We start from the raw sequence: 13042 nt of genomic DNA, 5'->3' as shown, positions 1-13042 counted from the left end.
AAGATGGCAGGCAGATTGCGATAACCGCCGCAGACCTCACCCCCGGCCCCCCTCGGAGTGATTCCGTCATGAGTGACCAGCAGCAGCTGCGCAACTTCGTCAACGGCTCCTACGTCGACCCGGCCGACGGCGGTTACGCCGATCTGGTCGACCCCTGCACCGGGGAGGTGTTCGCGCAGGCGCCGGTCTCCGGCCCGGCCGACGTCGACGCGGCGATGAGCGCCGCCGCCACCGCCTTCGAAAGCTGGCGGGAGGTCACCCCCGCCGAGCGGCAGAGGGCGCTGCTCAAGCTCGCCGACGCCGTGGAGGCACGGGCCGCCGAGCTGGTCGACGCCGAGGTACGCAACACCGGCAAGCCCCGCCAACTCACCCTCGATGAGGAGCTGCCCCCGGCGGTGGACGAGTTCCGGTTCTTCGCCGGGGCCGCCCGGCTGCTGGAGGGGCGCTCGGCCGGGGAATACCTGGCCGGGCACACCTCGTACGTGCGGCGCGAGCCGATCGGGGTCTGCGCCCAGGTCACCCCGTGGAACTACCCGCTGATGATGGCCATCTGGAAGATCGCCCCCGCGCTCGCCGCCGGCAACACGGTCGTCCTGAAGCCGTCGGACACCACCCCGGTGTCGACGCTGCTGCTCGCCGAGATCGCCGCCGAGTTCTTCCCGCCGGGGGTGTTCAACGTGGTCTGCGGCGACCGCGACACCGGTCGTACCCTCGTGTCCCACCCGACCCCGCAGCTCGTGTCGATCACCGGCTCGACCCGCGCGGGCATGGAGGTGGCCGCCGCGGCGGCCCCGGACCTGAAGCGCACCCACCTGGAGCTGGGCGGCAAGGCCCCGGTGGTGCTCTTCGACGACGCGGACGTGGCGGCGGCGGCCGAGGCCATCGCGGTCGGCGGCTACTTCAACGCCGGGCAGGACTGCACGGCGGCGACCCGGGTGCTGGCCGGTCCCGGCGTCCACGACGACTTCGTGGCGGCGCTGACCGAGCAGGCCCGCGCCACGAAGACCGGTGCGCCGGACGACGCCGACGTGCTCTACGGCCCGCTGAACAACGCCAACCAGCTCGCCCGGGTCAGCGGCTTCGTCGACCGACTGCCCGACCACGCGGCGATCCGGACCGGCGGCTCCCGGCAGGGCGAGCGCGGCTACTTCTACACGCCGACCGTCGTGTCGGGGCTGCGGCAGGCCGACGAGATCATCCAGGACGAGGTGTTCGGTCCGGTCATCACCGTGCAGCGCTTCTCGGACGAGGACGAGGCGGTGCGCTGGGCCAACGGTGTCGACTACGGCCTGTCCGCGTCGGTCTGGACCCGCGACCACGGCCGGGCGATGCGGATGACGCGACGGCTCGACTTCGGCTGCGTCTGGGTCAACACGCACATCCCGTTCGTCTCCGAGATGCCGCACGGCGGCTTCAAGCACTCCGGGCACGGCAAGGACCTGTCGGTCTACAGCCTGGAGGACTACACCCGGATCAAGCACGTCATGCACAACATCGAGGGCTGACCCATGGCCACCTCTGACGAACTGCACAAGCGGCGGGGCACGGCCGTGGCTCGCGGGGTCGGCAGCGTCGTCACGTCCTACGTGGACTCCGCCTCGGGCGGGACGATCACCGACGTCGACGGACGGGAGTGGATCGACTTCGCCGCCGGCATCGCGGTGACCAGCGTCGGCAACTCCGCGCCGAGGGTGGTCGAGGCCGTCCGCGCGCAGGTCGAACGGTTCACCCACACCTGTTTCATGGTCGCACCGTACGAGTCGTACGTGGCGGTGTGCGAACAGCTCAACGCGTTGACGCCGGGCGGATTCGAGAAGCGGTCGGCGCTGTTCAACTCCGGCGCCGAGGCGGTGGAGAACGCCGTCAAGATCGCCCGGCACGCCACGGGACGACCGGCGGTGGTGGTGTTCGACCACGCCTACCACGGGCGGACCAACCTGACCATGGCGTTGACCGCGAAGAACATGCCGTACAAGCACCGGTTCGGGCCATTCGCCGGGGAGATCTACCGGGTGCCGATGTCGTACCCGCTGCGCGACGGCGGGCTCTCCGGCGCCGAGGCGGCCGCACGGGCCATCGAGATGGTCGAGAAGCAGGTCGGCGCGGAGAACGTCGCCGCGCTGCTCATCGAGCCGATCCAGGGTGAGGGCGGTTTCGTCGTACCCGCGCCGGGTTTCCTGCCGGCGCTGCGCGCGTGGGCGACGGCGGCCGGGGTGGTCTTCGTCGCCGACGAGATCCAGACCGGCTTCTGCCGGACCGGCGACTGGTTCGCCTGCCAGCACGAGGGCGTCGAACCCGACCTGATCACCCTCGCCAAGGGCATCGCCGGTGGGCTGCCCCTCGCGGCGGTCACCGGTCGGGCGGAGCTGATGGACGCGGTGCACGTCGGCGGGCTCGGCGGCACGTACGGCGGCAACCCGATCGCCTGCGCCGCCGCGCTGGCCACCATCGAGACCATGCACGAGGCGGACCTGGCCGGTGCGGCCCGCCGGATCGAATCCGTGCTGGCACCCCGCCTCCGGGCCATCGCCGAGCGGGACCCCCGGATCGCCGAGGTACGCGGCCGGGGAGCGATGCTCGCCGTCGAGCTGGTCCAGCCCGGCACGCTCGTCCCCGACCCGGGCGTCACATCGGCCATCTCGGCGGCCTGCCACGCCGCCGGACTGCTCACCCTGACCTGCGGCACGTACGGCAACGTGCTGCGCTTCCTACCGCCGCTGGTCATCTCCGACGCGCAGCTCACCCGGGGGGCCGACATCCTCGACGCGGCGTTCGGCTGACGGTGTGCGGGGGCCCGGGATCGGGCCCCCGCACGTCCGTCAGCGCAGCACCTCGACCGTGTTGTTGCGGACGAGGTTCTTGCCCGGCTCGCGAATCTGGTCCATCGCCGCGGTGTTCAGCAGCACACAGCTCCCCGACGGGCCGGTCACCGTCACCGTGGTCGCCCGGTTGTTGTCCAGGTTCGTCACCCGCAGCCGCGTGCCGACGGGGAACTTCCCGCTGGTCGCTGCCGGCGCGGCGTTCTCGGCGAAGAAGGTGATCGCGCCGGAGCAGGCCGAGCCGGGCACCGGGCGCGGCGCGGCGGGCGAGGCGGCGCCGGGGCGTACGCCACCGGGGGCGGGCTGGGCGGCCGCACCGTCCAGCCGCTCCACCACGTTACGGCGGATCACGTTCTTGCCCGGCTCCCGCACCAGCTCCATGGCGGCGGCGTTGAGCAGCACACAGCTCCCCGACGGGCCGGTCACGGTCACCGTGGCCGCGCGGTTGTTGTCCAGGTTGGTCACCCGCAGCCGGGTACCCACCGGGAACCGGTCGCTGGTCGCCGCCGGCGCACCGGCCTCCGCCGAGAACGTCACCGATCCGGAGCAGACGGACGACCGTGCCGGGGCGGTGTCGGCGAACCCGAACCCGGTCCCCACCGCCACCCCGGCGGCGGCAACCACCGCCACGGTCGCCGCCAGCACATGCTTCCGCTGAACCCTCATCGCCGAAACTCCCGCCCTAGCCAATGTCTTCAGCCCCTGATACGGAAACCACCCCGAAACCGTTCACCCCCTCCCCCCGCCCCACCCCGGGCCCCAGGCCCGCGCCCCGGCCCCGCGCCCCGTCGATCATGGAGTTATGGTGGGCGTTACGCGGTGATTTGCACCTCTTCAGGAGCACCACAACTTCATGATCGACGGGGCGCGGGGCCTAGGGCCCGGGGCGCGGGGCGCGGGGCGCTGGGGGTGGCTAGGGGTGGAGGAGGGGGGCCAGGGTTTGGATGATGTGGGCAGGGCGACGGTAGAGGTCAAGATCGGTGAAATAGCGCATCTGCCATCCATTGGCGGCGAGCCAGTTCATTCGAGAGCGATCGCTCTGGAGGCGGGCGCGATCCAGATGGGACGCGCCGTCGTACTCAACACCGACTCGGTGTTGCCGGTAGCCAAGGTCCAGGCGGTAGAGCGGTATCCCGTCGTTGTCCGAGACCCACAGCTGAGGCTCTGGCGGTGGCAGGCCGCCGTCGATCAACACAAGTCGAAGCTGACTCTCCTGACGGCACTCCGCCCGGGGATCGGCGCGCTTGACCAGCTCGCGTGCCTGACAGATCCCACGCAGGCGCTCGTGCCGAGCGACTTCGACCAGGAGTTCGCCAGGTTGGCAAGCGCCGACCCGAAGACACAGGTCCAGCAGCGGCATCGCGTCCATTCGGCGCACGGATCGTGCCAGATCCACGGCACATCGGGCAGCGGGTGCACAGGGCACACCACCCAAAAGCACCGGATCGCCTACGGGCAGCACCGACTCGTGAGCCACCACTCCCCTAATGTGTGGCACGCGCTCCCCCGCTGGAACGATGACGTGCACGTCGGGGCTGCGGATGTCGCCGAACCCGTGCAGGTGTGCACCGGTGTGGTAGCCGACCACAGCAGTGTCCGGCAAACGCTGGAAGATCGCCGGCAGGTGCCTACTCCGCTCGGCCGATGGCGCGTAGATACTCCGCGACAGCCGGTGCAGTTGGGATAGCTCAACGGTCCTGCGCACCTGCTCGCGAGTAAGGCCGGCACTGAGTAGCTCCGAGTATCGATACAGACGCTCTGCCATACCGCGGAATCTGCGTCACCGAGCCCCCAACCCTCCACCCCACCCCAGCCTCCTGTGGACAAAGTCCAGCCCTGTGCAAAACCCCCAAAAAAACGCCCAACGTGCTACGCCCCGCCCCACCAGTCGCGTCGATCATGGAGTTGTGGTGCCTCCGGAAAGCCTCGAATTGGTGTCTTCCGCCCACCACAACTCCATGATCGACGCGACTGGGCGGGGCGGGGCGGGGGCGCGCTGGGGCGGGTGGGGTTAGTCGCAGCCGTAGCCGTCGTTGTCGCGGTCCAGGTCGTAGATGTCTTCGCCGATCACCTTCACCGTTCCACGGACGTAGGCGGGGCCGTTTCCGGAGCCAGGAAGGCAGTCGACGTCGCTGGCGATCGGGACGCAGGGGCTGTAGTTCGGGTCGCAGTTGGACTTCTTCTTCGTACCGATGGCGACGACCTCGGTGACGGGTTGCTTCGTCACGGTGGACTTGACCAGCTTCTTGCCGGTCTGCACCCCGTCGGTGATGGTCACCTGGTAGGTCAGCGTCCGTACGCCGTCCACACCCTTCGTGCGGACCACCCGCTTGCCCTCGGCCAGCGACGCGTCCTTGACAGTGCGCGCGCTGTGCCTGATCGTGGCCCGCTCGGTCACGGTCGTCACCCGCACAACCGGGGAGGGCGCAACACTGGAAGGTGCGGCACTGGAAGGCACTGCGCTGGAGGGCGCCTCCGCCGGGGACTGGGCTTCGGCGAGCGCGTCCGGTGTCGGCTCGGCGGGTGCCGCGGCGACGGGGCGTTGCGGCTCGTCTGCGGCGGTGCCCGTGCTCTTGGGCGCCGGCTCGCCGGCCAGCGCGCCGACGATGGCGGTGCCGGCACAGCAGAGCAGCAGGACGGAGAGCAGCACCGAACCGAGGATCACCGCGGCGCGGCGGCCTGGGCTGGCACGGCGGAACCAGTTCGGGACGGCGGATGGCTGCGGTCCGGGGCCGTACGGCGGTGGATGCCCAGGCCCGGGTGGTGGTTGCATCGTCACGCGGAGAAGTGTCGCGGCAATCACTGTCGGCAATATCCACCGTCGCGTCGATTGCCTGCGCCATTCGCCTGCCGACGATCAATCGGTGAGCGCGAACTGCGCCGCCAACCGTGTCAGGTGGACGACGAGTCGCCAGGCCGACTGACCGTTGAGCCCGTCAACCCCGAGCCGATAGTGCCAAGAACTCCCCGAAAAATCCCCGCCAACCACCCAAATCCCACAACCCCGACCCCGTCCACCCCACGACCCCAGTAGCCCACCCCAAGCCCTGTCAGCAAGCCGACCCCACCCCGCCCCCACCTCGTCGATCTTGCACTTTCTGTCGAAGATATGCCCGATACGCGAGCAATGCCGCCACAGAAAGTGCAAGATCGACGAGGGTCAGGGGGGCACGGGGTCACGGGGTTACGGGGTCGGGGTTTCGCGTAGGGCCCAGGGGGAGCCGTAGTTCGTCAGCAGGTCCAGGAAGGGTTTCGGGGGTAGGGCTTCTGGGCCTAGCACGCCGGTGCCGGTCCACGCGCCGGTGGCAAGCAGTTCGAGCGCCACCACCGGGTTGACGGCGGTCTGCCAGACGACCGCCTGGTGGCCGTACTCGCTCATCGACCACTCGTTGTCGACCACGTGGTAGAGGTAGACCTCCCGGGGCCGCCCGTCCGGGCCGAGCCCGCGTACCCAGGTGCCGGCGCAGGTCTTGCCGCGCATCCGCGCGCCGAGGGTGGCGGGGTCGGGCAGGCAGGCCGCCACCAGGTCCCGGGGAGACACGGAGGCACCCCGCACGGAGACCGGCCGGGTGGAATCCAGGCCGAGCTTGTGCAGCGTCTTCAGGACGTCGATGAACTCCGCGCCGAGCCCGTACTTGAAGGTGACCCGCCGGGCCTTCACCCAGCGCGGGATGAGCAGCACCTCCTCGTGCTCCACGTTGACGCACTCGACCGGCCCGATCCCCTCGGGGAAGTCGAAGACCTCCGGCTCGCTGAACGGCTCGGTGGTGTACCAGCCGCGGTCGGCCTCCCAGATCACGGGCGGGTTGAGGCACTCCTCGATCGTGGTCCAGATGGAGAACGAGGGCGCGAAGTCGTACCCGTCCACGGTCAGGTTCGCCCCGTCCCGGACTCCGATCTCGTCGATCTCGCTGAACAGCTCGTCGGCGGCGTACCGGGCGAACACATCGGACAGTCCCGGTTCGACGCCGATGCCGCCGAGCGCCAGCCGACCGGCCGCCGACCAGGCGTCGGCCTGCGCGAACTGTTCGTCGCCGAGCCGCATGCCCGTGTCGGCGTGCGAGAGCGACATCGCCATGTCCAGGTAGTCCGCGCCGGCCGCGAACGCGCCGTCGAAGATGGGCATGACGAAGCGCGGATCGACGGCGTTGAGCACGTGGGTGATCCGGTGTTCCCGGCACAGCGCGGTGATCGCGTCGGCCGAGGAGGCGTCGACCTGGGCAGCGACGAAACGGCCGCCGTGCGCGGCCACCGCGCGGGCCGCGCGCTGCGGGTCGTGGTCGGCCACGACCATCGTCTCGAAGAAGGTCCGCCGGGCGGCGATGGCTACGGCGGCGGAGCCGACGCCACCGGCGCCGACGAGCAGGACACGCATCAGGAATCAAACCCCAAACCAAGACGATCGAGAGTACGGAGCCACAGGTCACGCCGGCCCCCACGCGCATCGGCGCGGGCCATCGACCGGCGCGTGAGATTGATGCCGACCGCGCGGACGGGTTCCGGCGGGAACGGCAGGGGCTTGCGGCGGACGAGGTCGAGCCGGGTCAGCGGGGTGTTCCCGCCGGCCAGCAGGTCGAGCAGCACACGGGCCGAGAAGCGGGTCGCGCCGACGCCGAGGCCGGTGTATCCGGCCGCGTACGCCAGCCGACCGCCGAAGGCGGTGCCGTAGAACGGGCAGAACCGGGTGCAGGTGTCGATGACACCGCCCCAGCGGTGGCTGAAGCGCACGTCCGCGAGCTGCGGGAACGTGGTGAAGAAGTGCTGCGCGAGGGTGGTGAAGGTGGCCCGGCGCTGTTCCAGCTCCGGGGCGACCCGGTTGCCGTAGTGGTAGACGGCGTCGTAGCCGCCGAAGAGGATCCGTCCGTCGCGGGTGATCCGGTAGTAGTGGAACTGGTTGCCGGTGTCGGCGAGCCCCTGCCGGTTGCGCCAGCCGATCGCGTCGCGCTGCGCCGGGGTGAGCGGTTCGGTCATCAGCACGTGGTCGTAGACGGGCACCACGTACGCGCGCAGCCGGCGCAGCAGCGGCGGGAACGCGTTGGTGGCCAGCACGATCCGCCGGGCGCGGACGACGCCGGGGCGACCCGGCGCGGGTCCGGCCGGGCCGCGCGCGTCGCCCGGATCGGTGCCGAGGGTGTCCGCCCGTAGCGCGACGCCATCGGCGCGCAGCCCGGTGACCCGGGTGTGCTCGTGCACGCGTACGCCCGCGTCGAGGCAGGCGCGGCGCAGTCCCCAGGCCAGTTTCGCCGGGTCCACCATGGCGACCCGGTCGGCGTCGACCATCCCGCCCAGGTAGGTCGGCGAGTTGACCTCGGCGCGTACCTCGTCGGCGTCGAGCAGCCGCACCCGGTGGCCGTACCGGCGGGCCAGTTCCGCGTCGGCGACCAGCCCGTCGAGCTGGTACGGCTCGACGGCGACGGCCAGCTCACCGGTGCGCTCGAAGTCGCAGTCGATGTCGAACTCGGCGACGGTGGCGGCGATGGCGTCCAGGTTCTTCCGGCCCAGGCGTTCCAGCTCGCCGACCTCGTCGGGGAACCGGTCGACGCCGTTGGCGAGACCGTGGGTGAGCGAGGCAGCGCAGAACCCGCCGTTGCGTCCGGAGGCGGCCCACCCGCAGGTGCCCGCGTCGACGAGGAGCACGTCCCGCTCGGGGTCGGCACGCTTGGCCTCCAGGGCGGCCCAGAGCCCGCCGTACCCGCCGCCGATGACGAGCAGGTCGGCGCTCTGCGCGCCGGTGAGCGGCGGCAGCGGGTCGGGGCGCTCCTTGCGGTCGAGCCAGTACGGCACGGGCGCCGCGTCGGCCAGCGCCCGGGAAGCATGCGCGGGCGTCATGACGGCCGACCCTGCGCCCAGGACGAGCGGCTCGCGGCAGAACAGCCGCTCGTCATGACGGTCGACTCCGCGCCCAGGACGATCGGCCGCCAGCGGGACAGCGACACCGATCAGCGCGCCGGGCCGCGGTCATGACGGCCGCCGCGCCTGCGGGGTCGGCACGGCCAGCAGGTTGGCGCGGCGTTCCCGTCGCCCGCGCAGCGAGCTGAGCCCCACCAGCAGCAACGCGATCGCGAACATCGCGGTGCCGATGACGTTGACCTGCGGCGGGATGCCCCGCTGGGCGGCGCCCCAGACGTACATGGGGAACGTGACCGTCGTACCGGCGTTGAAGTTCGTGATGATGAAGTCGTCGAAGCTCAACGAGAAGGCCAGCAGGGCGGCGGCCACGATGCCGGGCAGCACCAGCGGCAGGGTGATCCGCCGGAACGTCTGCCACTCGCTGGCGTAGAGGTCCATGGCGGCCTCCTCCAGCCGCCGGTCCATCCCGGCGAGTCGCGCCTTCACGGTGACCACCACGAACGACACGCAGAACATGACGTGTGCGATGACGATGGTCCAGAAGCCCTGCGGCACCCCGGCCGAGACGAACAGGGCCAGCAGCGACGTGCCCATCACCAGCTCGGGGGTCGCCATCGGCAGGAAGATCAGCACGTTGACGCCGGCCCGACCCCGGAAGCGGTGCCGGACCAGCGCGAACGCCATCAGCGTGCCGAGCACGGTGGCGACGACCGTGGCGAGGAAGCCGATCTGCACGCTGCGGACGACCGCGTCGCACATGTCCGAGGTGGCGCAGGGCTGCCGCCAGTTGTCGAGGGTGAACTCGTTGAAGTCGTACGACAGTCGGCTCGACGGGCGGTTGAACGACAGCCCGGCCACGACCAGGATCGGCAGCGACAGGTAGCCGAGCACCAGCAGCGCCACGATCATCACCCAGCGGTCCGCCAGCCAGCGCGAAATCCTCACAGCACCTCCTCCGTGCCAGCTCGCCGCAGGTAGCCGAAGACCACCGCGAGGATCGCCGCCATCAGCAGGAACGACAGCGCGGCGCCCTGCGGGTAGTCCAGCCGGACCAGGAACGCCGAGTCGATGACGTTGCCGACCATGTACTCGTTGGGGGTGCCGAGCAGTTCGGCGTTGATGTAGTCGCCGCTGGCCGGGATGAAGAACAGCAGCGTGCCGGCGACCAGGCCGGGCATCGACAGCGGCAGGGTCACCCGCCGGAACGCCTGTAGCGGGCTCGCGTACAGGTCGGTGGCGGCCTCCAGCAGCCGCCCGTCGAGCCGCTCCAGGCTCGCGTACAGCGGCAGGACGAGGAACGGCAGGAAGTTGTACGTGAGGCCGAGCACAACCGCGAACGGCGTGGCCAACAGCCGACCGTCGGGGGCGAGCAGGTGCAGGTCACGCAGCAGGCCGACCAGAGCGCCGTTGTCCGACAGGATCGTCTTCCAGGCCAGCGTACGGACCAGGAAGCTGGTGAACATCGGCGCGACCACGCACACCAGCAGCAGGTTCTTCCACCGGCCGGCCTTCTGCGCGATGGCGTACGCCAACGGGTAGCCCAGCAGCAGCGCCACCACCAGGGCCAGCCCGGCGTAGCCGAACGAGCGCAGAAGCTGCGGCCAGTACGCCTGCACAACGTCCGGGTAGTTGCCGAACGCCCAGGTCATCGCGTACCCGGTGGAGAGCGAGCCGCCGGGGTCGTACAGGCTCGCGGCGGCGAGCTGCAGCAGCGGCACACCGAAGAAGACGAGCAGCCAGGCCGCGCCGGGCAACAGCAGCAGGTACGGCAGGAGCCGGTACCGCCCGGACCGGGCTGCCGGTGCCGTTGGCGGCGGCTGACCCGCCTTGGTGGGCGCCAGGAGGGTCACGAGGACGCACCCACCGGCTCGTCGAGCACCGGGGACGTCCGGTCGGTGTCGGCGGCGTCGCGCGGCAGCAGGAACGCGTGGCGTGGATCCCAGTACGCCACGGCCTCGCCGCCGACCGGGACCCGCGTCGCCGCACCGCTGTTCGCGGCGAAGACCGACAGCTCGGTGCCCCAGCCGGTGCGCAGCAGGTACTGCGTGCTGACGCCCACGTAGGAGGCGTCGGTGACCACACCGGTGACGTGTTGGTGTCCTTGGGGGACCTGGTCGGCGGAGCCGACCAGTTGCAGCTTCTCCGGGCGTACCCCCAGGTGGACCGGACCCCGGTCGGCGCGTGAGCGGCCGGCGGGCACGGTGAAGCGCGAACCGTGCGCCGTCACCGCGACCTCGCCGCCGCTGGTGCCGGCGGCCTCGCCGGCGAGGAGGTTGGACTGGCCGAGGAAGTTCGCCACGAACGCGGTGGCCGGGAACTCGTAGATGTCGGCCGGGGCGCCCTGCTGCTCGATGCGGCCGGCGTTCATCACCGCGACGGTGTCGGCCATGGTCATGGCCTCCTCCTGGTCGTGGGTGACGTGCACGAAGGTGATGCCCACCTCGGTCTGGATGCGCTTCAGCTCGATCTGCATCTGCCGACGCAGCTTCAGGTCGAGCGCGCCCAGCGGCTCGTCGAGCAGCAGCACCTGCGGCTTGTTGATCAGCGCGCGGGCCAGCGCGACCCGCTGCTGCTGGCCGCCGGAGAGCTGGGCCGGGCGGCGCGGGCCGAAGCCGTCGAGCTGTACCAGCGACAGCATTCGCCGGACCTCGTCGTCGACCGAGCGGATGCCGCGTCGGCGCAGCCCGAAGGCCACGTTCTCGAAGATGGTGAGGTGTGGGAAGAGCGCGTAGCTCTGAAAGACCGTGTTGACCGGCCGCCTGTACGGCCGCAGCCGGGCGATGTCGGTGTCGCCGAGCAGCACCTGACCGCTGGTCGGCTCCTCCAGCCCGGCGATCATCCGCAGCGTGGTGGTCTTGCCGCAGCCGGACGCGCCGAGCAGCGCGAAGAACGAGCCCTGGCCGATCGTCAGGCTGAGGTCGTCGACGGCGGTGAAGATGCCGAACCGCTTGGTGAGGTCGGCCAGGCGCAGATCGCCGGCGGGTGTCTCGCGCGTCATCCCCGTCACGCCCCGATGACCTGCTGGAACTTGCCCTCGTACTCCTTCTCCTGCTTCTCGTCCAGGGCCATGAAGACCTTGGACTTCGCCAGCAGCGCGTCGTCCGGGAAGATCAGCGGGTTGGCGGCCAGATCCGGGTCGATCTTCTCCATCTCGGCCTGGGCGCCCTTGACCGGGCAGATGTAGTTGACGTACGCGGCGAGCTTCGCGGCGACGGCCGGCTCGTAGTAGTAGTTGATCAGCGCCTCGGCGTTTCCCTTGTGGGCGGCCTTGTTGGGGACCAACATGTTGTCGCTGTAGAGCATCACGCCGGAGTCGGGCGCGACGAACTGCACCTTGGAGTTCTCACCGGAGAGCTGGATGACGTCGCCGGACCAGCCGATGCACGCGGCGATGTCGCCCTTGGCCAGGTCGGGCGCGTAGTCGTTGCCGGTGAACTTGCGGATCTGCCCGGAGTCGACGGCCTTCTTGAGCTTGTTGAGCGCGTCGTCGAACTGGGCGGCCGTGAAGTTGGACGGGTCGTGCCCGTTGGAGCCGAGCAGCAGACCCATCGTGTCGCGCATCTCGCTCAGCGCCGTCACCTTGCCCTTGAGGTCGGGGCGGGTCAGCAGCTCGTCGACGGTCCGCAGCTCCTTGGTGACGCTGCCGTTGTACGCCAACCCGGCCAGGCCGGACTGCCATGGGATCGAGATCCGGTTCTCGGTGTCGAAGGGGCGCTTGAGCAGCGACGGCAGCAGGTTCGCCTGCACGTTCGGGATCTTCGCCGGGTCGAGCTTCTGGATCCAGCCGAGCCGGATCATCCGTGCCGCCATCCAGTCGGTCAGCACGATGATGTCCCGGTCGGTGCTCTGGCAGGCGGCCAACTGGTTCTGCACCTTGCCGAAGAACTCGTTGTTGTCGTTGATGTCCTCGGTGTAGGTCACCTGGATGCCGGTCTTCGTGATGAACTCGTCCAGGCTCGGCCGCTTGGACTCGTCCTTCTCGTCGACGTCCATGTACTGCGGCCAGTTGGAGAAGGCGAGCTTCTTCTCCGTGGCGGACAGGTCCTCGCTGACGCAGCCGGCCTCGGTCTGCTGGGCGCCCTTGGTGCCACAGCCGGCGAGGCTGCCGCCCATGGTGAGCAGGGCGGCCGAACCGAGGGTGCCGGTGAGCAGTCCACGCCGGGAGAGGGGCCGGAGGGGAGTACGCATGACGACTCCTAGGGGGGTCATCGTCGGCGGCGGGACGGGGGAGGCGCGCCGGCGGGAATGTCGGGAGGGTCAAGTGCCAGGGAGCACTGATCCTGACATGAGGAAACCTCCCTTACAAGGGATTCCGTTGCGGGATTAGCAGTTGACGACGAAATACGCCAGACTGCGCGGGGACACACGCGCGA

Annotated in this window: 11 protein-coding genes; 2 read left to right on the top strand and 9 right to left on the bottom strand. The window is 70.3% G+C overall.

The annotated features are described in order from the left end of the window. Nucleotides 1-68 precede the first annotated feature (68 nt). Both ACIA3K_RS30125 and gabT read left to right on the top strand, forming a co-directional pair. Entirely contained in the window at nucleotides 69-1505 is a 1437-nt protein-coding gene (locus ACIA3K_RS30125; protein WP_396805018.1) for a gamma-aminobutyraldehyde dehydrogenase, read from the top strand. Between the two features lie 3 nt (nucleotides 1506-1508). Next, nucleotides 1509-2780 (top strand): 4-aminobutyrate--2-oxoglutarate transaminase, encoded by a 1272-nt coding sequence (gabT, locus tag ACIA3K_RS30120; RefSeq protein ID WP_396805016.1) that lies wholly within the window; start codon nucleotides 1509-1511, stop codon nucleotides 2778-2780. A 39-nt stretch (nucleotides 2781-2819) separates the two neighbouring features. Here the strand turns inward: gabT and ACIA3K_RS30115 are convergent, their stop codons facing one another. From ACIA3K_RS30115 to ACIA3K_RS30075, 9 genes are all read right to left on the bottom strand, one after another. Further along, complete coding sequence (locus ACIA3K_RS30115) at nucleotides 2820-3485, bottom strand: hypothetical protein (RefSeq protein WP_396805014.1); 666 nt, start codon at nucleotides 3483-3485, stop codon at nucleotides 2820-2822. A 247-nt stretch (nucleotides 3486-3732) separates the two neighbouring features. Next, nucleotides 3733-4584, bottom strand: a complete 852-nt coding sequence (locus tag ACIA3K_RS30110) for a DUF559 domain-containing protein (RefSeq protein ID WP_396805012.1) — start codon at nucleotides 4582-4584, stop codon at nucleotides 3733-3735. Nucleotides 4585-4830: 246 nt separating this feature from the next. Beyond that, nucleotides 4831-5592: a G5 domain-containing protein gene (locus tag ACIA3K_RS30105; RefSeq protein WP_396805076.1), complete on the bottom strand. Its 762-nt coding sequence runs from the start codon at nucleotides 5590-5592 to the stop codon at nucleotides 4831-4833. 411 nt (nucleotides 5593-6003) lie between these two features. After that, the gene (locus ACIA3K_RS30100) at nucleotides 6004-7194 is read right to left on the bottom strand and encodes a saccharopine dehydrogenase family protein (RefSeq protein WP_396805010.1); all 1191 of its coding nucleotides are present in this window, start codon (nucleotides 7192-7194) and stop codon (nucleotides 6004-6006) included. After that, entirely contained in the window at nucleotides 7194-8648 is a 1455-nt protein-coding gene (locus ACIA3K_RS30095) for an NAD(P)/FAD-dependent oxidoreductase (protein ID WP_396805008.1), read from the bottom strand. Before ACIA3K_RS30095 ends, ACIA3K_RS30100 begins: the two co-directional genes overlap by 1 nt. A gap of 129 nt (nucleotides 8649-8777) precedes the next feature. Further along, nucleotides 8778-9614, bottom strand: coding sequence for an ABC transporter permease (locus ACIA3K_RS30090; protein WP_355053570.1), 837 nt, complete (start codon nucleotides 9612-9614; stop codon nucleotides 8778-8780). After that, entirely contained in the window at nucleotides 9611-10519 is a 909-nt protein-coding gene (locus ACIA3K_RS30085; protein WP_396805006.1) for an ABC transporter permease, read from the bottom strand. Before ACIA3K_RS30085 ends, ACIA3K_RS30090 begins: the two co-directional genes overlap by 4 nt. After that, on the bottom strand, nucleotides 10516-11667 hold the full coding sequence (locus ACIA3K_RS30080) for an ABC transporter ATP-binding protein (RefSeq protein WP_396805004.1): 1152 nt from the start codon (nucleotides 11665-11667) through the stop codon (nucleotides 10516-10518). Before ACIA3K_RS30080 ends, ACIA3K_RS30085 begins: the two co-directional genes overlap by 4 nt. 5 nt (nucleotides 11668-11672) lie before the next feature. Then, nucleotides 11673-12857 carry an extracellular solute-binding protein gene (locus ACIA3K_RS30075; protein WP_396805002.1) on the bottom strand — a complete coding sequence of 395 codons (1185 nt, stop codon included), beginning with the start codon at nucleotides 12855-12857 and terminating at the stop codon, nucleotides 11673-11675. Between the last annotated feature and the right edge of the window lie 185 nt (nucleotides 12858-13042).

Source organism: Micromonospora sp. NPDC051543 (genome assembly GCF_044454415.1).
Taxonomy (GTDB): domain Bacteria; phylum Actinomycetota; class Actinomycetes; order Mycobacteriales; family Micromonosporaceae; genus Micromonospora.
The sequence above is the reverse complement of the archived record's forward strand: the minus strand, read 5'-3'. Positions and strand labels throughout refer to the sequence as shown.

What these genes read in the sequence shown, in the direction of transcription:
- ACIA3K_RS30115 (WP_396805014.1), bottom strand. Translation starts at nt 3,485, where the DNA reads ATGAGGGTTCAGCGGAAGCATGTGCTGGCGGCGACCGTGGCGGTGGTT.
- ACIA3K_RS30095 (WP_396805008.1), bottom strand. Translation starts at nt 8,648, where the DNA reads ATGACGCCCGCGCATGCTTCCCGGGCGCTGGCCGACGCGGCGCCCGTG.
- gabT (WP_396805016.1), top strand. Translation starts at nt 1,509, where the DNA reads ATGGCCACCTCTGACGAACTGCACAAGCGGCGGGGCACGGCCGTGGCT.
- ACIA3K_RS30110 (WP_396805012.1), bottom strand. Translation starts at nt 4,584, where the DNA reads ATGGCAGAGCGTCTGTATCGATACTCGGAGCTACTCAGTGCCGGCCTT.
- ACIA3K_RS30125 (WP_396805018.1), top strand. Translation starts at nt 69, where the DNA reads ATGAGTGACCAGCAGCAGCTGCGCAACTTCGTCAACGGCTCCTACGTC.
- ACIA3K_RS30100 (WP_396805010.1), bottom strand. Translation starts at nt 7,194, where the DNA reads ATGCGTGTCCTGCTCGTCGGCGCCGGTGGCGTCGGCTCCGCCGCCGTA.
- ACIA3K_RS30080 (WP_396805004.1), bottom strand. Translation starts at nt 11,667, where the DNA reads ATGACGCGCGAGACACCCGCCGGCGATCTGCGCCTGGCCGACCTCACC.
- ACIA3K_RS30075 (WP_396805002.1), bottom strand. Translation starts at nt 12,857, where the DNA reads ATGCGTACTCCCCTCCGGCCCCTCTCCCGGCGTGGACTGCTCACCGGC.
- ACIA3K_RS30105 (WP_396805076.1), bottom strand. Translation starts at nt 5,592, where the DNA reads ATGCAACCACCACCCGGGCCTGGGCATCCACCGCCGTACGGCCCCGGA.